Origin of the sequence: Novosphingobium mangrovisedimenti, from assembly GCF_025153475.1 — a bacterium.
Classification (GTDB): Bacteria; Pseudomonadota; Alphaproteobacteria; order Sphingomonadales; family Sphingomonadaceae; genus Novosphingobium; species Novosphingobium mangrovi_A.
On the sequence record NZ_JANZXA010000001.1, the window covers coordinates 621,646 to 643,428 of the forward strand.

Here is a 21,783-nt window from a genome sequence, read left to right on the forward strand (position 1 = left end):
CGTGAGGCATATTGGCGCGTAGCACCCGGCTCAAGCGCGACCTTTCCCTTTCAGCGCACAACCGCTAGAGCGCCCGGCTTGCCCAGCTAGACAGAAAACGACTCCATGATCGAACACGCCATCCTCCTCAGCGCCGGCCAGGGCTCACGCCTGCTTCCGCTCACCGCCGAGCGTCCGAAATGCCTCATCGACTTTTCCGGCAAGTCGCTGATCGAATGGCAGGTGGAGATGCTCGCGCGCGGCGGCGTGAAGCGCATCGACGTGGTCACCGGCTTCATGACCGACATGCTGGAAGAGCACCTCAACGCGATCCGCGATCCGCGCGTCGAGATCACCGTGCGGTTCAATCCGTTCTACAAGGTGGCCGACAACCTCGGCTCGTGCTGGATCGCGCGCGAGGCGATGCGCGGCGACTTCATGATCCTGAACGGCGACACGCTGGTTTCGGAAGAGATCGTGCACAAGGTGCAGCAGGGCGGCGAAGGCCCGGACGGCCAGCCCTGGCCCGTCGCGGTCACCGTGGACGTCAAGCCCGAAGGCTACGACAGCGACGACATGAAGGTCGAGCGCGAGGCCGGCGGCCGCCTCGTCCACATCGGCAAGACGCTCACCGCCGACCAGTCCAATGCCGAATCGATCGGCTTCCTTGCCTTTCGCGGCGAGGGCGCGGACCTGTTCCGCGAAACCGTGCGCAAGGCCATGCGTACCCCCGAGGGCGTGCAGCACTGGTATCTCAAGGTCATCGATTCGATCGCGCCCACCGGCAAGGTCGGCACGGTCTCGATCGAAGGGCTCGACTGGGCCGAGGTCGATTTCCTCAACGACATCGAAATCGCCACGAAGCTGACCGACACCTGGGTGTGATCGGCAACCGGACGCCGCGAGGGGTGACAAGCCCCGCCGTGCGTCCTAGCACGCCCGCCATGCGTGCCGCCTGGATCGCCTTTGTCATCGGTTCGAGCTTCTTCCTGTTCGAATTCGTCGCAAGGATCGAACCCAGCCTCGATACCGGGACCATTGCCGGCTTCTTCGGCCTGTCCGATTCCGGCTTTGGCACGCTCTCCAGCCTGTTCTTCTGGATCTATGCGCCGATGCAGATCGTGGTGGGGCTGGTGCTCGACCGCTATGGCGCGCGCAAGTTCATCCTCGGCGGGAGCCTGTGCTGCGCGGCCGGGGTACTGCTCTTCGCGGCGACGAACGTCGTCGGCATTGCGGCGGCCGGCCGGGTGCTGACCGGCTTTGGCGCCTCCTTCGCCTTCGTCTCCGCGCTGTGGCTGGTGAACCACTGGTTCGCGCCCGAACGCTTCGCGATGCTTTCGGGCGCGGTGAACGCGGTGGGCATGGTCGGCGCCGCCATCGGGGCGGTCGCACTGTCGGACCTTGTCACGGCGGCGGGCTGGCGGCTGGTCTTCGCGGTGACAGGCCTTGTCGGCCTGGGCATCTTCGCTGCCGCCTTCCTGTTCCTGCGCGAACCGCGATCGCCGGCAAGCGATGCCGATACCAGACCCGTCGAGCACGTCCGGCAGAGCCTGGCGACCGTGCTGGGGAACGGCAGGATCTGGGCGCTGTCGATCGTCGGCATGCTCTACTACATGCCGGTCAACGTCTATGCCGGGCTATGGGGCACGACCGAGCTGGTGAGCGACCATCACCGCTCGCAGATCGCGGCCGAGACGATCGTGTCCATGGTTTTCTGGGGCATGGCGCTTGGCAGCATCTTCGGCGGCTGGGTCTCGGACCTGCTCGGCCACCGCAAGTACCTGGTGCTGGGCGGCGCGGTGCTGACAGGGCTGGCCTACACGACCGCGCTCTACCTGCCGCTTTCGGCCTTCGCCGAAGGGGCTTTGCTGCTTGCCGCCGGATTCTTCGGAGGCTTCCAGATGCTGACGTTCGCCATGGCCAAGGAAGGCGAGGCGAACGACGTGGTCGGCACGGTGGTGGCTTTCGTCAACATGATCGGCATTGCCGGCGCGCTGATCTTCCAGCCGCTGGTGGGCTACCTTGCCGATGCGGCGGGCGGCAACTTCGCGCTCGCGCTGGGGACGGTTCCCGCCTGCACCGCGCTGGCGGCGCTGATCGTGCTGTTCGTCCCCGAATACCGGCACCCCGATCACGTTTCCGACGGCGGGACGGCGCAGCCCGCATGACCTCCATCCCCATCGGGCCGCTGATGCTCGCATCCGAACGACTGCTCGCCATCGTGCTCCTGGCCGCGTTCCTGATGATCGCCGGATTCATCGCGCGGCGCACCGCGACACGGGCCGACACCGTGGCGTGGCGTGCGCTGCTGATCGGGCTGGTGGCGGCCCGCGCGGGCTTCGTGGTCCAGAACTTCGCGGCCTACCGCACCGAGCCGTGGTCCATCCTCGCCGTCTGGCAGGGCGGCTTCCTGCTCTGGCCGGGCGTGCTCGCCGCCGTGGTCACGATCGGCGTCATGCTGCGCCGGACACGCGCCGGCCTTGCGCTTGGCGGCACGGCACTGGTGCTGGGCGCGGCCATGAGCCTTGCCGTTCCCATGCTGCGCCCGGCCCCGCGCCCACTGCCGCCGGGCCTCGTCTTCGCCTCGCTCGAAGGCGAGCCGGTCGCACTCGACGCGCTGCGCGGCAAGCCGGTCGTCATCAACCTGTGGGCCACATGGTGCGGCCCGTGCCGCCGCGAAATGCCGATGCTGATGGACGTGGCGCGCGGCGCGACTGTTCCGATCCTGCTCGTCAACGCGGACGAGGACCTGGCGCGCATCCTGGGCTACCTTTCCGAACAGCGCCTGCCCGGTGATCGCGTGCTGATCGACACCCGCCGCCAGATGCCCTCCGTGCTCGATCTGCAAGCGCTGCCCACCACGCTGTTCATCGACGGTTCGGGCACGATCGTGTCGAGCCACGTCGGCGAAATTTCGCGCGCGCAGCTCCTCGCCGAGATAGAAGCCCTGAAATGAAGCAAGAGAACCGCACGATGAAACCGTCCCTGTTCCGCATGGCCCTGACGGGGGCACTGGCCTTCGCCGCCAGCCTCGCACCCGTAGCCGCAACGGCGCAGAAGTCCGGTAACGAGGCGCGGTCCGCAAAGGCGCAGGAACTGCGCGAGCGCATCCGCACCGATCCGCTCGCGCCCACGACGGGCGCGCGCAACGGCGACGTGACGGTGGTGGTCTTCTCCGACTACCAGTGCCCCTATTGCCGCCGCTTCAACGATACGCTCGATGCCCTCGTCAAGGCCGATCCCAAAGTTCGCGTGGTCTATCGCGACTGGCCGATCCAGGGCCCCGCGTCGGTGCTGGCCGCCCGTGCCACGATTGCCGCACAATACCAGAACAAGCACGCCGCGCTTCATGCCGCGCTGATGGCCGGGCCGGTGCGGCTCGACGAGGCGACGATCAAACACGCCGCGCGCGAGGCCAAGGTCGACTGGAACCGCCTCCAGACCGACATGAAGGCCCACAAAAGCGAGATCGACGGCCTTCTCGTGCGTAACTATCAATATGCGCGGATCATGGGGCTGGAAGGGACGCCGGGCCTGCTGATCGGTCCCTATCTGGTGCCGGGCGCGGTCGATCTGGCCACGCTGAGGCAAACGGTCGCGAACGCCCGCAAGGAGGGCGCCAGGTAAGGCTTCAGGCGAAGTAGCCCTTCAGCCAGCCCACCAGCGCCGCAAGGTCATCGCCTGCCAGCGCCACGGCATGGCCGAGATCGGGCACCTTGGGCCAGCCCACGTCGACGAATTCGCGCCCCTGCCATTCGCGCGATCCCTCGTAGCGGGGCAGCACGTGGAAGTGGACGTTGGGATCAACCATCATCAGCATGAGGTAGTTGATCCGGGCATAATCGACTGCCTTGCCCAGCGCGCCCTCGATCGCGGTAGTCACCTGCTTGAGCTCGGCATGGGCCTCGACCGGCAGATCCGAAAAGGCCGTGGCGTCCGATTTCGCCACGAGCACCAGCGAACCGAGCGTGGGCTGGGCCGCGCGGGCAAGGACCACCCAGTGTTCGAACTCGGCCACCAGCGTCGCGGGATAGCCGAACTTTTCCATCGTCTCGTTCATTGCGGGCACCTCGCCTGTTCCGGGACTACTATCAGGCCTCCGACAGCCACGAGGTGATCGTACCGCCACGGGCGCGCACGATCCATGCCTGAACCAGCCGCACGGCATGAACGAGGCACGAGAACACGGTCCACCACGCCACCGCGATCAGCCCCAGATCGGGCCGGGAAAAGACCATCGCGACGAACAGGATCACCATGTTCGGATTGCGCCGCGCGGTGATCAGACGGAAATTGCTGTCGAACCTGCGCCAGACATGGATGTGCATCATGCCGTTCTGGCGCATGAACACGCCCTCGATCACGCGCTGGACGACATAGCCGCCCTGAATCGCCGCCTGCACCAGCCAGAACGTCTCGCTGTCGTAGCCCAGGCCCCATGCCGCAAGGCCGGTCGCCCAGAACCACCACCAGAACGGCGGGTGGACGAGATCCATGCCGTGGTCGAAGATATTGCCCCAGTAGGACGAGGTGATGGTGCAGCGCGCGAGCTTTCCGTCGACCGTATCGAGCACCATGAAGACGAGCCCCGTCGCCATCCCGGCCCAGTAGTGGCCATAGGCGAAGAGCACTGTCGCGATCACGCAGAACGCCGCGCCGACAGCCGTCACCATGTTGGGCGTGACATGCAGCTTCGCGCAGATCCGCGTGAGCACCAGCGCCCATTCCGGCCAGAGGTACTTGGTCAGCAGGTCGGTCACGCCCTTGTAGGCGCCGAAATAGCTGGCCCGCTCGATCGCGCGGACCGAACCAGGGGTGAGCGCCATGAGGAACGGCGTCTCGCGCTTCCTGAGCTGCTTGTTCTCGATGGTCGGTCCGCTCTCGAAGGCAACCACGGTGAGCCCGGCCGTGTCGGCAAGCGGCGCGTTGGCGGTCATGGCCTCGGCGATTCGGGCCGTCTGCCCGGCATCGGCGCCGTGCGCCAGTGCGGGAACGCCGCCGAGCGTGAGGACCATGCCCGGCTGCGAGACGATGTGCCGGAACCATGCCGGGTCCCAGGCATGGGCGGCATTGGAAAGGATCGCGGGGCCGGCTGGCACGGTGCCGGACGGCACGAGGCTGGCGGCACGGGCGATGCGACCGACACGCTCGCCCATCGTAAGGCCCCAGAGCTTCACCGGGTTTTCGCCAAGCGCAACGACGGTCGGGGGGGAAGAAGTGCTGTCCATGCGCCGCGCCGTAGTCGAGCCCGGTGAGACTGGCAATCGGGGCTGCGCGCGCTCGCGCGCCAAGTGGCATGAACGCAACAAACGCCACACAACTGTAACCTTAATGTGTCAGATCATATTTCTTGGTGATTTTGTCAGCGGGCGACACTACATAGGCGCCCGTGCACGGAACTATTTACGAATTTGATACGCTGCCGACATTCGGCAAGAATGCCAGGCCCGGCCAGACCGGTCCGGAACGCCCCGCACGCCGCGGGCGCGCCGTTCCGCTCGTCGGCATCGTCCGCAATCCGCGCAGTCACCGCAACAAGGGCCATGCGCCCGAAATGGCGGATTGCTCGAACATCCTCACCGAGACCCCGCGCACCCGCGAGGAGCTGTACTACACGCTGGCCGGCTTCGCCCGCCGCGACATCGACTACCTCGTGGTGGACGGCGGCGACGGTACCGTGCGCGACGTGCTGTCCTGCGGCTCCGAGATCTTCGGCGGCGAATGGCCGACTCTCATCGTCCTGCCCAAGGGCAAGACCAACGCGCTGACCGTGGACCTGGGCCTGCCCAACCACTGGTCGCTCGCCGATGCCCTGGCCGCCGCACACAAGGGCAACACCATCACGCGCCGTCCGCTGCGGATCTCGCCGGCCGAAGGCAGCGTCAAGGACGGCTGCATCCAGGGCTTCATTCTGGGCACCGGCGCCTTCTCGATCGCGACCGAAGCCGGTCAGGAAGCCCACCGCCGCGGTGCCTTCAACAGCTTCGCGGTCGGTCTCACGGTCTTGTGGGCGATCATCCAGTCACTGTTCGGCCGCACCGGAAACCCCTGGCGCACGTGCACCCCGACGCGCATCGTCGACCGCCATACCGGGCGCGACCTGCCGCATTCGGGCCGGGGCCGCAGCGACGAGCGCTTCATGACCGTCGCCACGACCTTCGAAAAGTTCCCACTCGGCGCGCGCCCGTTCGGCCGCAATCCCGTGCCGGGTCTCAAGCTGGCCGTGATCGACTGGCCGGTGCGCTGGATCATCGCCCTGCTGCCGGCGGTCCTTTTCGGCTTCTACAGCCGCAGCCTCACCCGCAACGGGGCCCAGCGGTTCCATGCGAACGACCTCGAACTCGACATCGGCGGCTCGTTCGTCCTCGATGGCGAGGTTTTCCCCGCCGGACGCTACGTGCTCGACGAGGGGCCGCAACTGACCTTCGTAGTCCCCTGATGAATTCCATTCGGGCCGCTTGATTTCCACGCGGCCCTGCGGGAGCATGGCGGCATGAGCGAAGACCTCGACAGTCCTGAAAGTCTCGAGGCGCGGGTGGGCGCGGCACTGGAGCGCCCGGTGGAGCCCGAAGTGCGGGCCTTCGCCGAACGCCTGGCGCCGGTCGATGCGCTCGGCGTCCTGTTCTACGGTTCCAACTTGCGCACCGGCTCGCTCGAGGGCGTGCTCGACTTCTACGTGCTGACGCAAGGGCCGCAGGAAGAGAAGATCTGGCCGCGCGTCAGCTATCACGAATGGCATCACCGGGGCACGATCCTGCGCGCCAAGGTAGCGACGATGGCGCTGGACACCTTCCGCGCCGCCGCCGCGGGTGAGCTGCTCGACACCACGATCTGGGCCCGCTTCGTCCAGCCCAGCGCGCTCGCCTGGGAACGCGATCCGCAAGCCGGGTCGGCGATTGCCGACGCCGTGGCGCAGGCGGCGCGCACCGCCGCGCGCCTTGCCGTGGCGCTAGGCCCCGAGACAGGCACGCCCGAGGACTACTGGCGCGCCTTGTTTCGCGCCACTTATGCCGCCGAGTTCCGCGTCGAGAAGGCCGGCCGCGAGGATTCGATCCTCTCCGCCAACCGGGCGCACTTCGACGGCCTGCTGCCGCTGGCGCTGCTGGCCCAGGGAATCGACTTCGCGCGCGGGGTCGGCAGCACCATCCGCCCCGAACTGCCGCTGGCGGAGCGCGCGCACCTGCTCGACTGGTGGAAGCGCCGCCAGCGGCTGGGCAAGCCCTACAATGTCCTGCGCCTGCTCAAGGCCTCGACCACCTTCGACGGCGCCGCGCGCTATGCCGCCTGGAAGATCGAACGCCACACCGGCGTTCCCATCGCCGTGACACCCTGGCGCGAGCGGCATCCCGTCCTCGCGGCCCCCGGCGTGCTCTGGCAGGTATGGCGTCACCGCAAGGCGGGGAACCGCGCCGCGTGAAGCCGGCGGCCCTGATCCTGGCGGGATCGCGCCCCGGGCCGCCCGATCCCGTCGCGGCAGCCGAAGGCGTCTGGCACAAGGCACTGGTACCGCTCGAAGGCCGCACCATGCTTGCCCGCGTGGTGGGCGCATTGCGCGAGGCCGGAATCGAGCGGATCGCCGTTTCCGCCTCGGACCGGCAGGTCATGGATCTCGCCCGCGAACTGGGCTGCGAAGTGTTGCTGGCCTCGACCGGCCCGAGCGCCAGCGTCGGGATCGGCCTCGAAAAGCTCGGCGCACCGTTGCTGGTGACGACGAGCGATCACGCCCTGCTCCGCCCGGAATGGGTGACCGATTTCGTGCGGGACACGCCGCGCGGCGCGGACGTTTCCGTCTTGCTGGCCCGGCGCGAGGCGATCGAGGCGGCCATGCCCGGCAGCCGGCGCACCTACCTGCGCTTTGCCGACGGCCACTGGTCGGGCTGCAACCTGTTCCTGCTGGCCACCGGCCGCGCCGGCGCGGCGATCGACACCTGGAAGATGGTCGAGGCGGACCGCAAGCGCCCCTGGCGCATCGCCGCCCGGCTCGGGCTCGGCATGCTCGTCAGCTATGTGCTGGGGCGGCTGACGCTGACCGAGGCGATCTCCGGCCTCGGCCGCCGGATCGGCATATCGGCCAGCCTCGTGGCAGCCCGCGACGGCCTCGCCGCGGTCGATGTCGACAAGCCTCAGGACCTCGCCGATGCCCGCGCCATCATCGCCGCGCGCGAATCCTCCTAGGGGCTACCAGTACTTCATCTCGATCCGGATCGACTTGACGCCCGACCCCACCGGCACCCCGACCTTGGTATAGCTGGGCTTGCCCAGGTTGAAGACGTTGATCGAGGGGTTGTTCGACATGCCGCCGCCATCGGTCGTGATGTCGGTACTGCCATTGCCGTTGATGTCGTGACGCGCCGCCACACCGTACGTGCCCGACGCGGGGACCGGCAGGCAGAAAGTCATCGTTCCGGCCTTGGCGGGCACTTCGATGCGCGAGAGCCACTTGCCCTTCTTCAGCCACTCGTCCGAGGTCGCCCGGTAGGTCTGGATGCGCACGGTGCCCTGCGAGGTCTTGACGCCGTCCAGCGTCACCATGACCGCCGGCGGCGAACCGGCCGTGCACCGGGTCATGTCGTTACCGATCTTGTTGCGATACTGCGCGACGGCCGGCGCGGGCACGGCAAGCCCCATCGTGCAGACGATGGCAAGACCTGCTGCAATTGCCCTGCCCGCCTTCCGCGATCCGGGACCGATCTGTTTGCTGGAATTAATCGTGGTCATTTACGGTCCATGTAGTTGTTCGAGGGGTTCGCATTCAATGGTCTTGAGAACCCTTCGTGTTCTTTCAAAAAATGGCCGATGCCCCGTGAATGCCGACTGAATTGAGGTCCGCCCGGCCTGCGCCACCGCCGCATTGCCGCCCGCACATACTCCGTCCACATGCGAATTGATCCCCGTTCGACCCGAATTCACCATATCCTGTGTGGAAAACGCGTGTCCGGACGCTTTGCGCCCAAGTCATGGTGATCTATTCTGCGGCGTTAAGGAGTTTCGTTTCCCGCATGACCGTCCCGCTTATTTCCCCGTCCATTCTATCTGCCGATTTTGCACGTCTGGGCGAAGAAGTGCGCGCCATCGACGAAGCCGGCGCCGACTGGGTTCACGTCGACGTGATGGACGGCCATTTCGTGCCCAACATCACGATCGGCCCGGCGGTGGTCAAGGCGCTGCGCCCCCATTCCGACAAGCCCTTCGACGTCCACCTGATGATTTCGCCGGTGGACGCCTATCTCGAGGCTTTTGCCGAGGCCGGGGCGGACATCATCACCGTCCATCCCGAAGCCGGACCCCACGTCCACCGCACCGTGCAGACCATCAGGAATCTGGGCAAGAAGGCGGGCATCTCGCTCAACCCGGCAACGCCGGCCAAGATGCTCGACTACCTGATCGACGAGATCGACCTGGTGCTGGTGATGAGCGTCAACCCCGGCTTCGGCGGACAGAGCTTCATTTCCAGCCAGCTGCGCAAGATCGAGGCGGTCCGGAAGATGATCGAGAAATCCGGCCGCGACATCCGGCTGGAAGTCGATGGCGGGGTCGATGCGAAAACGGCGCCGCTCTGCGTATCGGCAGGGGCAGACGTGCTGGTTGCCGGATCGGCGACATTCCGCGGCGGCCCCTCGCAATACGCCGCGAACATCAAGACGCTGAAAGGGCTGGTATAAACAGTGGCCACCAAAACCCGCCAGCGGCCAACGACCAGGACCCCGGACACTATCCGGGCGATCCCGTTGCCGACAGCGGTCGAGGAGGGTGTTTTGGACCAGAGCCTGCGCGATCCTGAAATAAAGGCGGACACCGTGGCTCCGGCATCCGCCAACGAAACCGAGGGACCTGCCGAGCAGGTCGAGACGGGCAGGGAACTGGCCCTCGCCGACTTCTCGCCGCCTTCGGTCAACGTGGGCGAGCGGCTGATCCGCATGGCCTATCGCATGGGCATTCCCAGCTCCATGCTCACATCGCCGATGGGCAAGAAGAGCAAGACGCGTCTTCTCGCGACGGTCAACAACACCCTGCCCGGCAACCGCGTGGCCGGAACCGCGATCCGCGCCGGGCACTTCCTCGTCCACGGGGCCAAGACGCCGATCGCGCAAGTCGACTATGCCGGGGCCGCCCGGGTGACGCCGCCGCTCGAGAAAGTCGTGCACTCGTTCTCGTGGCTGACCGACCTCGAGGCCTGCGCCGCCCGCGAACAGGGCGCACCGATCGCCGAGCGCATCCTGACGTCCTGGCTCCAGGCCAATCCCACCCCGCCCTCCAAGCCGGGCAAGGGCCCCGCCTGGAGCGTCGGCAACACCGGCATGCGGCTGATGAACTGGCTGGTTCACGCGCCGCTGATCCTCTCGGGCGAAAAAGCGCTGCGCTCGCGCACGCTGGGCCACATCGGCGAGACCGCCCGCTGGCTGGACCGCCATGTCACCCGCGGCGAGGACCGTCTGGCCGAAGTCGCCGGATGGTGCGGGATCGTCGCTGCCGGCCTGCTCCTGCCCGACGGCCGCCCGCGCCGCCTCTATGGCGAGGCCGGGCTGATGAAGGCCCTGGGCGAGCTGATGGGCGACGACGGCGGCGTGCTCTCGCGCAGCCCGCTCGCGCAGATGGAAGCGATCGCGCTGCTGGTGCGGCTGCGCAACTGCTATCACGCCACCCGCCGCGACGCCCCGGAATCGATGGAGCGCGTGGTCCATATGCTGGTGCCGCCGCTGCTGGCGCTGACCCACGGCGACGGCTCGCTGGGGTCCTGGCAGGGTGGCTGGGCGATCGATGCCGAAGACGTGGGCGCACTGGTCAAGGCCAGTGGCGTGCGCACCCGCCCCCTGCGCGACGTGCGCCAGTGGGGCTATCAGCGCGCGGTCGCGAACAAGACCATCCTGCAGTTCGATACCTCGCCACCGCCGATGCCCCAGCATGCCCGCTATGGCTGCGCCTCGACGCTGGCCTTCGAGCTTTCGCACGCGGGACATCGCCTGATCGTCAACTGCGGCGGCGCCGCAAGCGGGGGCGGGCTGGTGCCGGTACGGCTCGAACAGGGCCTGCGTGCCACGGCCGCGCATTCCACACTCACGCTCGACGATGCCAATTCCACCGCGATCCTGATCAACGGCGCGATCGGTTCGGGCGTCAACCAGGTCGATGTCGACCGCAAGACCCTGCCGCAGGAAAACGGTGCTGCGGCGACCCGGCTGGAGGCCAGCCACAACGGCTACGCCGCACGCTACGGCCTAACGCACCGCCGCATCCTGATCCTGCGCGACGACGGGACGGAACTGCGCGGCGAGGACATGCTGCTGCCCTCGACGCGCAAGGGCAAGCGCGGCAAGGTCGGCTTCGCCATCCGCTTCCACCTCGGCACCGATGTCGACGTGGCGCTGACCGCCGACGGGCAGGGCGCGGGGCTGGCGCTGCCCGATGGTTCCTACTGGCAGTTCCGGTCGGGCGCGGGCGAAGTGACGCTCGAGGATTCGCTCTGGGTCGACGGCCAGGGACGGCCGCAGGCCACGCAGCAGCTTGTCATCCAGGGCCTCGTCTCGCGCGGTGGCGGCAACTTCGGCTGGCTTCTCAAAAAGATGAGCTGAGACGCCCGGGCGATCCGTCCGCGTCCCCTTGCTCCAATGCCACACCGGGCCTAAGGGCGCGCGCAAAGAAAAAATTCGCGAAGGACCCCGCCCATGCCCGATTCCGTCCAGATCCGCCGCGCCCTGCTGTCAGTCTCCGACAAGACCGGCCTCGCGGAACTTGGCAAGGCCCTCGCCGAGCGCGGCGTGGAGCTGGTTTCGACCGGTGGGACCGCCAAGGCGCTGCGCGACGCCGGCCTCGCCGTGAAGGACATTTCGGACCTTACCGGCTTTCCCGAAATGATGGACGGGCGCGTGAAGACGCTGCACCCCAAGGTCCATGGCGGCCTGCTGGCCGTGCGCGACAATCCCGAGCACGCCAAGGCCATGGCCGACCACGAGATCGGCGCGATCGACCTCGTCGTCGTCAATCTCTATCCCTTCGAGGCGACCGTGGCCAAGGGCGCGGACCGCGACACGATCATCGAGAACATCGACATCGGCGGCCCCTCGATGGTGCGTTCGGCGGCCAAGAACCACGCCTATGTCACCATCGTCACCGACCCGGCCGACTACGAGGGCCTGCTGGTCGAGCTGGAAGCGACCGACGGCTGCACCACGCTGGGCTTCCGCAAGCTGATGGCCGCGCGCGCCTTCGCGCAGACCGCCGCCTATGATTCGATGATCTCGCAGTGGTTCGCCTTCGCCGACCAGGGCATGCAGTTCCCCGAGATGCTCGCCGTCAACGGCCGGCTGGTGAACGAGCTGCGCTATGGCGAGAACCCGCACCAGAAGGCCGCGCTCTACACGCCGGTCGGTCCCTACACCAAGGGGCTCGCGCAGGCCGAGCAGGTGCAGGGCAAGGAGCTGTCCTACAACAACTACAACGATGCCGATGCCGCTTTCGAACTCGCCGCCGAGTTCAAGGGACAGAAGCCGGCCGTCGTCATCCTCAAGCACGCCAATCCCTGCGGCGTCGCCCAGGCCGATACACTGCTGGATGCCTGGGAAGGCGCGCTTGCCTGTGACGATGTCTCGGCCTTCGGCGGTATCGTCGCGGTCAACCAGCTGCTCGACGGCCCGACCGCCGAGGCGATCTGCAAGATCTTCACCGAAGTCGTGGTCGCCCCCGATGCCGACGCCGAAGCGCGCGAATTCTTCGCCAAGAAGAAGAACCTGCGCCTGCTGCTGACCGGCGACCTGCCCGATCCGCGCCGCCCGGGCCTCACCGTCAAGCCGATCACCGGTGGCCTGCTGGTCCAGGGCCGCGACAACGGCGCGATCAGCTTCGACGATCTCAAGGTCGTGACCAAGCGCGAGCCGACCGATCAGGAACTGAAGGACTGCCTCTTCGCCTGGACCGTGGCGCGCCATGTGAAGTCCAACGCGATCGTCTATGCCAAGGACGGCGTGACCGCCGGCATCGGCGCGGGCCAGATGAACCGCCGCGATTCCTCGCGCATCGCCGCGATGAAGGCCGCCGAGGCCGCCGAGAAGTTCGGCTGGGACAAGCCCCGCACGGTCGGCAGCGCGGTCGCCTCGGACGCCTTCTTCCCCTTCGCCGACGGCCTGCTCGCCGCCGCCGAAGCCGGTGCGACGGCCGTGATCCAGCCGGGCGGCTCGATCCGCGACGAGGAAGTCATCAAGGCCGCCGACGAGGCTGGACTCGCCATGGTTTTCACCGGAATGCGCCACTTCCGGCACTGATTCGCTCGGGAACGTCCCCGCAATTCATCGCAGCCGCCGCTCCGTTTGCCGCAGAACCGGGCGGCGGCGCGCGATGTTCACTGGACGGAAAGCAGTTTTGCCCCAAGTGGGCCGCAGCAACCGCAAGACAAATCGGGACCGCAGCGCACACCATGGGACTCTTCAAGGCCGACTTCTACCGCTTCTTCGTTCTTGGCTTCGCCGGGGGCGCGCTGTTGGTATTCGGCGTGATGGGCATCGGTGGCGGCGCGCCTCTGGCCGATAATCTCGTCCCGCCCGCGCAGGCCGACACCCCGCACTGACAGGCTGCCGATTGCGCCCGGGGCCGACAGGCCCCATATTGCGGCCATGGCGGTGCATCACATCCATCACGAACATAGCGGCGACGGCCTTGTGAAGGCCGCGCGCTCCGCGCTCGTCGAATCGGGGGAGCAGTGGACCGAAATGCGCGCCGACGTGTTCGCCGCGCTGGCCGAACGCGAATGCCCGGCTTCCGCCTACGACCTGGCCGAGAGCGTTTCCGCCCTGCGCGGCAAGCGGGTGGCGCCCAACAGCGTCTATCGCATCCTGGACCTGTTCGTGCGCACCAATCTCGCGCGCCGGGTCGAAAGCGCCAATGCCTACATCGCCAACAGCCACCCCGGCTGTCGGCACGACTGCATCTTCCTGATCTGCGACAGCTGCGGCAAGGCCATCCACATCGACGACGACCGGCTGACCGGCGCGCTGATCGGGGCCGCGCGCGATGCCGGGTTCGCCGATGTCCGCCCGGTGGTGGAACTGCGCGGGACCTGCGCGGACTGCAGCTAGCCCGCTTTCACAGCGCCTTGCGCATGCGGGCCAAAGGCACCGGCGCGCCGCCGGTGGCGTCCTCCACCCGCTCGATCACCGAATAGCCGGCGGCGGCATAGAGAGGCTCGCCCGCGCGCGTGCCCATGAGCTCGACCGCCGCGAACCCCTCGTCCCGCGCCGCCGCCTCGCAATGCGCGAGCAGCGCCTTGCCTACGCCGCGCCGCGCGAACGCCGGATCGGTGTACATCGCGCGCACCCGCGCCGGTTCGCTGGCCGGATCGAGCAGGCGCGGTTCGCGCAGGCCCGTGCTGTGGTCGCCGCCGTAGAGCGTCGCGCGCCGGCTCCAGCCGCCACATCCTGCAATCGCCCCGTCCAGTTCGGCTACGAAATAGGTCCTGTCGGCGACGAGCTGGCGATCCAGCCCCATGATGGCCCGGCTCGATTCGACCTGATCGGCATCGAGAAATCCCGACTGCAGCTCTGCTATGGCCGCGTGCATGATCTCGATCAGGCGGGGAAGATCGGCTTCATCGGCAGTACGAACGTTCAAGATTCCCTCCGGGACAAGTTGTCGCGCCTTCGTCTTATTCGCGCAGGCAATGTTCTGGCAACGCGGCCACACGATGACAGCGGCTGTTAATCGACATGCCCGTCACAAGCGTGTAAGGCCCGGGGAATGACTGCCAATCCGGCCACCCCTCTTCTCGATACGGTTTCGACGCCCGAAGACCTTCGCAAGCTCACGCCGGCGCAGACGCGCCAGCTTGCCGACGAATTGCGCGCGGAGATGATCTCCGCGGTCGGCCAGACCGGCGGCCATCTGGGCTCCGGGCTGGGCGTGGTCGAACTGACCGTGGCGCTCCACTATGTGTTCAACACGCCCGATGACCGGCTGATCTGGGATGTCGGCCACCAGGCCTATCCGCACAAGATCCTGACCGGGCGGCGCGATCGCATCCGCACCCTGCGCCAGGCCGGTGGCCTTTCAGGCTTCACCAAGCGTTCCGAAAGCGAATACGATCCCTTCGGCACGGCGCACAGCTCCACCTCGATTTCGGCCGCGCTGGGCTTTGCCGTAGCCAACAAGATCAAGGGCAATCCGGGCCGCGCCATTGCCGTGATCGGCGACGGCGCGATGAGCGCGGGCATGGCCTACGAGGCGATGAACAACGCGCGGCAGGCCGGCAACCGCCTGATCGTGATCCTCAACGACAACGACATGTCGATCGCGCCGCCGGTAGGCGGGCTTTCGGCCTATCTGGCGCAGCTCGTGTCCTCGCGACCGTTCCTTTCGCTGCGCGACCTGGCCAAGCGCATTTCGCGCAAGCTGCCCGAACCGCTGCACAAGGCCGCCAAGAAGACCGACGAGTTCGCGCGCGGCATGGCCATGGGCGGCACGCTGTTCGAGGAACTGGGCTTCTACTACGTCGGCCCGGTCGATGGCCACAATCTGGAACAGCTGATCCCGGTGCTGGAAAACGTGCGCGACGCGGCCGAAGGGCCGTGCCTGATCCATGTCGTGACGCAGAAGGGCAAGGGCTACGCCCCGGCCGAAAACGCCGCCGACAAGTATCACGGCGTGCAGAAGTTCAACGTCGTCACCGGCGAGCAAGTGAAGGCGCCCGCCGGTCCTCCGAGCTACACCTCCGTTTTCGCCAAGGCGCTGATCGCCGAGGCCGGGCAGGACGAGCGCGTCTGCGCGATCACCGCCGCGATGCCGAGCGGCACCGGGCTCGACAAGTTCGCCGCCGCCTTCCCCGACCGCAGCTTCGACGTCGGCATTGCCGAACAGCACGCGGTGACGTTCGCGGCGGGCCTTGCCGCGCAGGGGATGCGCCCGTTCTGCGCGATCTACTCCACCTTCCTGCAGCGCGCCTTCGACCAGGTGGTGCACGACGTGGCGATCCAGAACCTGCCCGTGCGCTTCGCCATCGACCGCGCCGGGCTGGTCGGTGCCGACGGCGCCACCCATGCGGGCTCGTTCGACATCACCTATCTGGCAACGCTGCCCAACATGGTGGTGATGGCCGCCGCCGACGAGGCGGAACTGGTGCACATGACCCACACCGCCGCGCAGTACGATGCCGGCCCGATCGCCTTCCGCTATCCGCGCGGCAACGGCGTGGGCGTACCTCTGCCCGAGACGCCACAGCTGCTGGAAATCGGCAAGGGCCGGATTGTCAGGGAAGGCTCCAAGGTCGCCTTGCTCTCGCTGGGCACCCGCCTTGCGGAAGCGCTCAAGGCCGCCGAGACGCTGGAAGCCAAGGGCCTGTCGACCACCGTTGCCGACCTGCGTTTCGCCAAGCCGCTCGACAGCGAACTGATCCGCAAGCTGATGCTGAGCCACGAAGTCGTGGTGACGCTGGAGGAAGGCTCCATCGGCGGCCTCGGCGCCCATGTCCTCACGATGGCGAGCGACGAGGGGCTGACCGACGCCGGCCTCAAGATCCGCACCATGCGCCTGCCCGACATCTTCCAGGATCAGGACAAGCCCGAGGCACAGTACGACGCGGCGGGCCTCAACGCACCGCAGATCGTCGATACGGTGCTGAAGGCCCTGCGCCACAACAGCGCTGGGGTTGAAGAGGCGCGGGCCTGAGGTGAAATACAAGCGCCCGCTCAAGATCACGAGCAGGACATCTTCGGTTACCAATGGCTTTGTGCAGGCAATTCTACCGGATGCATTGCCGGATCGTGAAGAACACGGCGCAATCCTCGCTATGCTGGAGCAGAACCCCAACAGGCTTACGTGTGTCTACTGCGGCGACCCAGCACAGCATTGGGATCACCTGAATCCCTATGTCAAAGGCAAGCGGCCTTCGGGCTATCTAAACGAAGCGCGTAATCTCGTACCAGCCTGCGGGCCTTGCAACACCTCAAAAAGCGGCCATGACTGGCGTGCCTGGATGTTTGGGAACGCAAAAGGATCGCCTGCCACGCGAGGTATTCCCAACTTGAATACACTGGCAGCCCGCATCGACAATATGGTGGCGCTCAGCGAGCTCAAACCGATTGATCTCAGAACAATGATCGACCCGGAACTTTGGAACCGATATTGGTCACGACTGGAAGAGATCGAAGCGTTACTCATCGCTGCACAACGCGAAGCGGCCGAAATTCAGGAACAGATTGCGGCATGCGTGCGTCATTCAAGCGGCGCTGAACATTGAATAGCTGCGGCAAGACTCTCGGCGTAGATATCCCAATCTCGTCATTGCGAGCGTAGCGAAGCAATCCAGAGCCTTGGGCCACGCCGCACTGGATTGCTTCGGCCTTGCGGCCTCGCAATGACGAAATCTGGTACGGATCTGACCTACCAGTCGTACGCCTTCGGCAGCACGCTCTTGTCCAGATCCTTGTAGCGATCCCGCAGCCGTGTCTGGTGGTTCTCCAGCGGCTGTTCGACGCCGTCGATCCACACCTCGACCGGGGCCGAGGACAGTTCCAGCGGATCGCCGTCCCACAGCACCACATCACCCACCGCGCCCGGGGCCAGCACGCCGGCCTTTCCGCCGAAACCGCTGATCTCGGCCGGGACAGAGCTGATCGCCGCGAAGGCCTCGCCCCAGGTCAGGCCGGCCGCACCGGGCAGTCTGGCGAGCGCGACGAGGTTGCCGGCCTGCTGCGACGCATAGCGGGGCTGGTTGCCGCCGGTGAACATGCCGATGGCGACTTTCACGCCCGCCTTCGCCATCCGCCCGACATTGGACTGGGTCGCGGCGAGCATCTCGAACTGCGCGGGCAGGTCGCGCAGCGGCATGGTGATCACTGGCACGTGCGCGGCGGCAATCTCGGACGCGACGAGCCAACCTTCGGCGGCGCCCACCAGAACGAGCTTCAGCTTCGGAAACTCGGACCGGAGCGCCAGCACCGCCCGGATGTCTGCAGCCCGTTCGACACCGACGTAGAGCGGCTCGCTGCCATCCAGCACCCTGGCCAGCGCCATGGCATCGGGGCGGGTCAGCATGGCATCGCTCTGCCGTGCGGCCCCGGCGGGAAGCGCGGCCAGTTCCTTCGCCTCGCGCAGGGCATTGCGCAGCGCGACATGCGCGGCGACGCGGCTGCCCCCGGCCAGCTTCGCCCCGGCCTCACCCAGTTCCACGAACTGGAAGGCGCGCGGCTTCATCACCATCGCCGCGTCGTCCGCAAGATCGATCACCGCGCCCTGCCCGGCGAAAATCGAATTGCCGTTGAAGGCCGCGACCGTCGCGCGCGTCACGCCGCCGGCGCGGCTGATCGCGATGTGCTGGCTGGAGGGATTGAGCGCCGGCGCCACGTCGAGCGCGGCATTGAACGGAGATTCGTCCGCCTCGGTATCGTTGCTCTCGCTGACCGCCCCCACGTCCCACAGGCCGAGGTCGGTCATGGCCGTGAACAGACCCGGCGTCACCCATTTGCCGGTGCCGTCGACGGTCTGGATACCCGCAGGCACGGCCACGCCCGCCCCGGCGGCCACGACCTTGCCGCCGCGCACGACAACGGTGCCATGCTCGATCGGCGCGCCGCCGTCACCGGTGGCGACAGTGGCATTGGTGATAGCGATATCCTGCGCCTGAGCGGCGAACGGAAAGGCGCAGGCCGCCAGCGCGGCGGCGATCAGGGCGCAGCGGCTCATTTCACGTCTCCTTCACCGGGCTGGCCAAGCTCGAAGTCGCTCACCGGGCGAAGCTTGGGATTGTCGGCATCGAACAGCATGGCCCCGTCGATCCAGACCTTCTCGGGCCGCGTGTAGACCGAGAGCGGATTGCCGTTCCACAGCACCACGTCGGCCATCTTGCCCGTCTCGAGGCTGCCGGTCCGGTCGGCGATGCCAAGGGCCTTTGCCGCATTGTAGGTGAACCAGCCGACGACCTGCGCATCGGGAATGTCGATACCGATACGCTTGCCTGCCGCCTGCGCCTTCGCGGCTTCCTGATTGAGGCGCTGGATGCCGTTTTCGTCATCCGAATGGATGATCACGCAGGCCCCGGCCCGGGCGATCAGCACGGCGTTTTCAGGGATGCCGTCGTAGGCTTCCATCTTGAAGCCGTACCAGTCCGCCCAGACCGCCGAGCAGATGCCGTTCTCGCGCAGCAGGTCGGCGATCTTGTAGCTTTCGACCGCATGGTGGAAGGCGGCGACCTTGTAGCCCATCTCCTTGGCCATATCGATCACCAGCGCCATCTCGTCCGCGCGGTAGCAGTGGTTCTGGATCAGGATCTCGCCCTTGAGCACCCCGGCCAGCGTTTCCTTGCCCAGGTCGCGGTCGGCATCGGCATTGTCCATGTAGGCCTTCGCGTCGATCCAGGTCTGGCGATTGACCGCGAAGTTGCCCATGCGGGTGGAGGGCTTCTGTCCCTTGCTGCCATAGACTCGCTTGGGATTCTCGCCGCACGCCATCTTGAGCGAATAGGGCGCGCCGGGGAACTTCATCCCCTGCACCGTCAGGCTCGGCACGTTCTTGAGCGTCACCGAGCGGCCACCCATCAGGTTCGCCGAACCGGGCAGGATCTGCAGCGCGGTGATGCCGCCATTGGCGAGCGCGCGGGTGAAGCCCGGGTCCTGCGGCCATACCGAGTGCTCGGCCCAGACGTCCGGAGTGGTCGGGCTGGTCGCCTCGTTGCCGTCCGAATGCGCATCGACGCTCGGCGTGGGATAGTCGCCAAGGTGCGAGTGCGCGTCGATCACGCCGGGCGTGACGAACTTGCCCTTCGCATCGATGCGATCATAGCCGGCGGGGATCGCGAGGTCCGCGCCGCCGATCGCCACCAGCTTGCCGTCCGCGAACAGCACGGTGCCGTTGTCGATGCGCCCGCCGCGCCCGTCGTAGACGGTGGCGCCGACCAGCGCCGTGGGCCGCCCCGGATAGGACTTGTAGGTGGAGGGATAAGGTGCCTCGGCGGGCTTTTCGTCCTTGTCCTTCTTCCTGGCCTCGGCGCTCTGTGCCGTCAGCGACAGTGCCAGGCCCAGAACAAGGCTTGCCGACCACCGCTGTACCGCGGGCAATACCCTCATCACTTTTCCCCTGTTGATGCCCGACGCGAACGCCGGCGCATTGCATCAGTTCAATTGACCATCAATTCGGCTTGAGCGTCGGGTGCATCCCGGCTTCCTGGGCTTCCAGCCCGATCTCCGCATCGCCTTCGAGATCGCGGTCCCTGAGCGTGTCGAGGTGCATCCAGCGCTTGACGATGGGCGACAGCAGCAGGACGACCACGGCGATGCCGATCGTGATCCAACCGATCTTGCTGTAGATCGCCAGTGTCACTTCCTTGCTCATCTCGCCGCTTTCGCCGCCGGTCGCCTCGCCGATCTTGCCCGCGACGAAATTGCCGACGGCGGTCATGTAGAACCATGCGCCCATGATGAAGCTGCCCAGGTGCAGCGGCGCAAGGCGCGTCATCGCCGAAAGACCGACGGGCGAAAGGCACAGCTCGCCGGTGGTGTGCAGCATGTAGATCAGGAAGACGAAGAGCACCGAGGTCATCACCGCCGGATCGCCGGTCCCCGCGCCCCACACGAAGACCAGGAAGCCGAGGCCGACCTGGACCAGCGCGAGGCCGAACTTGGCCGGAGCCGAAGGTTCCCAGCCGCGCTTGCCGAGCCACTGCCACAGCCCCGCGAAAATCGGCCCGAACAGCACGATGTAGATCGGGTTGATCGACTGGAAGAGGCTGGTGGGCACGCCGCCGCGGTCGACGAACTTGTCGGTATAGAGGCTGAGTGAACCGCCCGCCTGCTCGAACAGGCCCCAGAAGACGGGGTTGAGCGCGATCAGGAACAGGATCGCGAAAATGCGCTCACGCGGCTCCTTGGGCAGCTTGAACGCCTCGTAGAGCGTGTAGGCGAGCATCGCCACGCCCGCGACGATCAGCAGCGACTGGATCACGTTGACGTACTGGATCAGGAACCAGATCACCGCGACTGCGGCCGCGCCCACGCCGTAGAGCATCATTTCGCCGTTGCGGGCCAGAGGAGCCGGCGGCTCGCCCTTGCCCTTGAGCGCGGGCTTGCCCACCATGAAGATGATGAGGCCCAGCACCATGCCGATGCCAGCCAGGCCGAAGCCCCAGGACCAGCCGATCGTCTCGCCCAGGTAGCCGACGAGGATCGAGCCGAGCGCGGCGCCCGTGTTCACGCCCATGTAGAAGATCGTGTAGGCCGAATCGCGACGGCCATCGCGCATCGAATAGAGCTGGCCGACGATCACCGAGATATTGGCCTTGAGGAACCCCGAGCCGACGATGATCAGCGCCAGCGCCAGCCAGAACGCGTTGATCGCCGGGTCCGCCTGCTTGACGGCCGGATCGGTCACCCCCTGCAGCCCCTCGTAGGCCATGAGCAGATGGCCCAGCGCCAGCACGAGCCCACCGAACACCACCGCCTTGCGCTGCCCCAGCCAGCGATCGGCCAGATAGCCGCCCAGCACCGGCGTAATATAGACCAGACTGGTATAGGCGCCGTAGATCAGGTTTGAATCGCTGTCGCTGAACAGCCAGAACTTGACGAGATAGAGGATCAGCAGCGCGCGCATGCCGTAGTAGGAGAAGCGCTCCCACATCTCGGCATAGAACAGCACGAACAGCCCCCGTGGGTGGCCCACGAACTCTTCGCTCTTGCGAGTTGCGATCACCCCGCCGATGGCGAGTACGGCGAACAGGGCGACGGCGGCGATGGCCGCGATCCAGTCACCCTCTGTCCAGCTTGCGATGTCCTTCATGCGACGACTTGTTGTCCTTTTTGTCCCCCGCAAGGGGTCTGAAGGGTCCACAGGTTA

At 66.7% G+C, this 21,783-nt stretch carries 21 protein-coding genes; 14 read left to right on the forward strand and 7 right to left on the reverse strand.

Translation table 11 applies throughout. The annotated features are described in order from the left end of the window. The first annotated feature begins 105 nt into the window (after positions 1 to 105). From NZK81_RS03300 to NZK81_RS03315, 4 genes are read left to right on the forward strand one after another with little or no spacing between them, the layout of a single operon-like run. The gene (locus tag NZK81_RS03300) at positions 106 to 864 is read left to right on the forward strand and encodes a phosphocholine cytidylyltransferase family protein (protein WP_260043781.1); all 759 of its coding nucleotides are present in this window, start codon (positions 106 to 108) and stop codon (positions 862 to 864) included. Positions 865 to 923: 59 nt separating this feature from the next. After that, positions 924 to 2,147 (forward strand): MFS transporter, encoded by a 1,224-nt coding sequence (locus tag NZK81_RS03305; RefSeq protein WP_260043783.1) that lies wholly within the window; start codon positions 924 to 926, stop codon positions 2,145 to 2,147. Next, the gene (locus NZK81_RS03310) at positions 2,144 to 2,935 is read left to right on the forward strand and encodes a TlpA disulfide reductase family protein (RefSeq protein ID WP_260043784.1); all 792 of its coding nucleotides are present in this window, start codon (positions 2,144 to 2,146) and stop codon (positions 2,933 to 2,935) included. The genes NZK81_RS03305 and NZK81_RS03310 overlap by 4 nt, the downstream gene beginning before the upstream one ends. Next, positions 2,932 to 3,606: a DsbA family protein gene (locus NZK81_RS03315; protein ID WP_260043786.1), complete on the forward strand. Its 675-nt coding sequence runs from the start codon at positions 2,932 to 2,934 to the stop codon at positions 3,604 to 3,606. The genes NZK81_RS03310 and NZK81_RS03315 overlap by 4 nt, the downstream gene beginning before the upstream one ends. 4 nt (positions 3,607 to 3,610) lie before the next feature. On the opposite strand, the gene NZK81_RS03320 is transcribed toward NZK81_RS03315, so the two are convergent. Together NZK81_RS03320 and NZK81_RS03325 are read right to left on the reverse strand one after the other, a co-directional pair. After that, positions 3,611 to 4,039 carry an HIT family protein gene (locus NZK81_RS03320; RefSeq protein WP_260043787.1) on the reverse strand — a complete coding sequence of 143 codons (429 nt, stop codon included), beginning with the start codon at positions 4,037 to 4,039 and terminating at the stop codon, positions 3,611 to 3,613. Between the two features lie 31 nt (positions 4,040 to 4,070). After that, positions 4,071 to 5,207 carry a CDP-alcohol phosphatidyltransferase family protein gene (locus tag NZK81_RS03325; protein ID WP_260043789.1) on the reverse strand — a complete coding sequence of 379 codons (1,137 nt, stop codon included), beginning with the start codon at positions 5,205 to 5,207 and terminating at the stop codon, positions 4,071 to 4,073. A 161-nt stretch (positions 5,208 to 5,368) separates the two neighbouring features. On the opposite strand from NZK81_RS03325, the gene NZK81_RS03330 reads away from it, so the two are divergent. The 3 genes from NZK81_RS03330 to NZK81_RS03340 are packed head-to-tail and all read left to right on the forward strand — an operon-like array spanning position 5,369 to position 8,154. Then, a complete protein-coding gene (locus NZK81_RS03330; protein ID WP_260043791.1) occupies positions 5,369 to 6,418 on the forward strand; it encodes a diacylglycerol kinase family protein in 1,050 nt (349 codons plus the stop codon). Positions 6,419 to 6,472: 54 nt separating this feature from the next. Continuing rightward, entirely contained in the window at positions 6,473 to 7,396 is a 924-nt protein-coding gene (locus tag NZK81_RS03335; protein ID WP_260043793.1) for a hypothetical protein, read from the forward strand. Next, the gene (locus NZK81_RS03340) at positions 7,360 to 8,154 is read left to right on the forward strand and encodes a nucleotidyltransferase family protein (protein WP_419181635.1); all 795 of its coding nucleotides are present in this window, start codon (positions 7,360 to 7,362) and stop codon (positions 8,152 to 8,154) included. The genes NZK81_RS03335 and NZK81_RS03340 overlap by 37 nt, the downstream gene beginning before the upstream one ends. A gap of 3 nt (positions 8,155 to 8,157) precedes the next feature. Here the strand turns inward: NZK81_RS03340 and NZK81_RS03345 are convergent, their stop codons facing one another. Then, positions 8,158 to 8,697 (reverse strand): DUF2141 domain-containing protein, encoded by a 540-nt coding sequence (locus tag NZK81_RS03345; protein WP_419181636.1) that lies wholly within the window; start codon positions 8,695 to 8,697, stop codon positions 8,158 to 8,160. A 281-nt stretch (positions 8,698 to 8,978) separates the two neighbouring features. On the opposite strand from NZK81_RS03345, the gene rpe reads away from it, so the two are divergent. From rpe to NZK81_RS03370, 5 genes are all read left to right on the forward strand, one after another. Then, the gene (gene rpe, locus NZK81_RS03350) at positions 8,979 to 9,641 is read left to right on the forward strand and encodes a ribulose-phosphate 3-epimerase (protein WP_260043798.1); all 663 of its coding nucleotides are present in this window, start codon (positions 8,979 to 8,981) and stop codon (positions 9,639 to 9,641) included. Positions 9,642 to 9,776: 135 nt separating this feature from the next. Then, positions 9,777 to 11,549, forward strand: a complete 1,773-nt coding sequence (locus NZK81_RS03355) for a heparinase II/III family protein (protein ID WP_419181647.1) — start codon at positions 9,777 to 9,779, stop codon at positions 11,547 to 11,549. Between the two features lie 93 nt (positions 11,550 to 11,642). After that, complete coding sequence (purH, locus tag NZK81_RS03360) at positions 11,643 to 13,235, forward strand: bifunctional phosphoribosylaminoimidazolecarboxamide formyltransferase/IMP cyclohydrolase (RefSeq protein WP_260043802.1); 1,593 nt, start codon at positions 11,643 to 11,645, stop codon at positions 13,233 to 13,235. Between the two features lie 152 nt (positions 13,236 to 13,387). Continuing rightward, entirely contained in the window at positions 13,388 to 13,537 is a 150-nt protein-coding gene (locus NZK81_RS03365; RefSeq protein ID WP_260043804.1) for a hypothetical protein, read from the forward strand. A gap of 46 nt (positions 13,538 to 13,583) precedes the next feature. After that, entirely contained in the window at positions 13,584 to 14,045 is a 462-nt protein-coding gene (locus tag NZK81_RS03370; protein ID WP_260043807.1) for a Fur family transcriptional regulator, read from the forward strand. 7 nt (positions 14,046 to 14,052) lie between these two features. Here the strand turns inward: NZK81_RS03370 and NZK81_RS03375 are convergent, their stop codons facing one another. Then, a complete protein-coding gene (locus NZK81_RS03375; RefSeq protein ID WP_260043945.1) occupies positions 14,053 to 14,526 on the reverse strand; it encodes a GNAT family N-acetyltransferase in 474 nt (157 codons plus the stop codon). A gap of 177 nt (positions 14,527 to 14,703) precedes the next feature. Here NZK81_RS03375 and dxs point away from each other — a divergent pair, with 177 nt between their 5' ends. Together dxs and NZK81_RS03385 are read left to right on the forward strand one after the other, a co-directional pair. Further along, on the forward strand, positions 14,704 to 16,626 hold the full coding sequence (gene dxs, locus NZK81_RS03380; protein ID WP_260043810.1) for a 1-deoxy-D-xylulose-5-phosphate synthase: 1,923 nt from the start codon (positions 14,704 to 14,706) through the stop codon (positions 16,624 to 16,626). 1 nt (position 16,627) lies between these two features. Next, positions 16,628 to 17,197, forward strand: a complete 570-nt coding sequence (locus NZK81_RS03385) for an HNH endonuclease (protein WP_260043813.1) — start codon at positions 16,628 to 16,630, stop codon at positions 17,195 to 17,197. Positions 17,198 to 17,340: 143 nt separating this feature from the next. On the opposite strand, the gene NZK81_RS03390 is transcribed toward NZK81_RS03385, so the two are convergent. The 3 genes from NZK81_RS03390 to NZK81_RS03400 form a co-directional block, all read right to left on the reverse strand. After that, positions 17,341 to 18,642: an amidohydrolase family protein gene (locus NZK81_RS03390; protein WP_260043815.1), complete on the reverse strand. Its 1,302-nt coding sequence runs from the start codon at positions 18,640 to 18,642 to the stop codon at positions 17,341 to 17,343. Beyond that, the gene (locus tag NZK81_RS03395) at positions 18,639 to 20,021 is read right to left on the reverse strand and encodes an amidohydrolase (protein ID WP_260043817.1); all 1,383 of its coding nucleotides are present in this window, start codon (positions 20,019 to 20,021) and stop codon (positions 18,639 to 18,641) included. The genes NZK81_RS03390 and NZK81_RS03395 overlap by 4 nt, the downstream gene beginning before the upstream one ends. 61 nt (positions 20,022 to 20,082) lie before the next feature. Then, positions 20,083 to 21,726: a peptide MFS transporter gene (locus NZK81_RS03400; RefSeq protein WP_260043819.1), complete on the reverse strand. Its 1,644-nt coding sequence runs from the start codon at positions 21,724 to 21,726 to the stop codon at positions 20,083 to 20,085. Positions 21,727 to 21,783: the final 57 nt, after the last annotated feature.

Excerpts from the sequence above, each read along its gene's own strand:
- purH (WP_260043802.1), top strand. The coding sequence starts at position 11,643 with ATGCCCGATTCCGTCCAGATCCGCCGCGCCCTGCTGTCAGTCTCCGAC.
- NZK81_RS03325 (WP_260043789.1), bottom strand. The coding sequence starts at position 5,207 with ATGGACAGCACTTCTTCCCCCCCGACCGTCGTTGCGCTTGGCGAAAAC.
- NZK81_RS03335 (WP_260043793.1), top strand. The coding sequence starts at position 6,473 with ATGAGCGAAGACCTCGACAGTCCTGAAAGTCTCGAGGCGCGGGTGGGC.
- NZK81_RS03305 (WP_260043783.1), top strand. The coding sequence starts at position 924 with ATGCGTGCCGCCTGGATCGCCTTTGTCATCGGTTCGAGCTTCTTCCTG.
- NZK81_RS03375 (WP_260043945.1), bottom strand. The coding sequence starts at position 14,526 with ATGCACGCGGCCATAGCAGAGCTGCAGTCGGGATTTCTCGATGCCGAT.
- NZK81_RS03320 (WP_260043787.1), bottom strand. The coding sequence starts at position 4,039 with ATGAACGAGACGATGGAAAAGTTCGGCTATCCCGCGACGCTGGTGGCC.
- NZK81_RS03365 (WP_260043804.1), top strand. The coding sequence starts at position 13,388 with ATGGGACTCTTCAAGGCCGACTTCTACCGCTTCTTCGTTCTTGGCTTC.
- dxs (WP_260043810.1), top strand. The coding sequence starts at position 14,704 with ATGACTGCCAATCCGGCCACCCCTCTTCTCGATACGGTTTCGACGCCC.
- NZK81_RS03310 (WP_260043784.1), top strand. The coding sequence starts at position 2,144 with ATGACCTCCATCCCCATCGGGCCGCTGATGCTCGCATCCGAACGACTG.
- NZK81_RS03300 (WP_260043781.1), top strand. The coding sequence starts at position 106 with ATGATCGAACACGCCATCCTCCTCAGCGCCGGCCAGGGCTCACGCCTG.
- rpe (WP_260043798.1), top strand. The coding sequence starts at position 8,979 with ATGACCGTCCCGCTTATTTCCCCGTCCATTCTATCTGCCGATTTTGCA.
- NZK81_RS03400 (WP_260043819.1), bottom strand. The coding sequence starts at position 21,726 with ATGAAGGACATCGCAAGCTGGACAGAGGGTGACTGGATCGCGGCCATC.
- NZK81_RS03395 (WP_260043817.1), bottom strand. The coding sequence starts at position 20,021 with ATGAGGGTATTGCCCGCGGTACAGCGGTGGTCGGCAAGCCTTGTTCTG.
- NZK81_RS03315 (WP_260043786.1), top strand. The coding sequence starts at position 2,932 with ATGAAGCAAGAGAACCGCACGATGAAACCGTCCCTGTTCCGCATGGCC.
- NZK81_RS03340 (WP_419181635.1), top strand. The coding sequence starts at position 7,360 with ATGGCGTCACCGCAAGGCGGGGAACCGCGCCGCGTGAAGCCGGCGGCC.
- NZK81_RS03370 (WP_260043807.1), top strand. The coding sequence starts at position 13,584 with ATGGCGGTGCATCACATCCATCACGAACATAGCGGCGACGGCCTTGTG.
- NZK81_RS03345 (WP_419181636.1), bottom strand. The coding sequence starts at position 8,697 with ATGACCACGATTAATTCCAGCAAACAGATCGGTCCCGGATCGCGGAAG.
- NZK81_RS03390 (WP_260043815.1), bottom strand. The coding sequence starts at position 18,642 with ATGAGCCGCTGCGCCCTGATCGCCGCCGCGCTGGCGGCCTGCGCCTTT.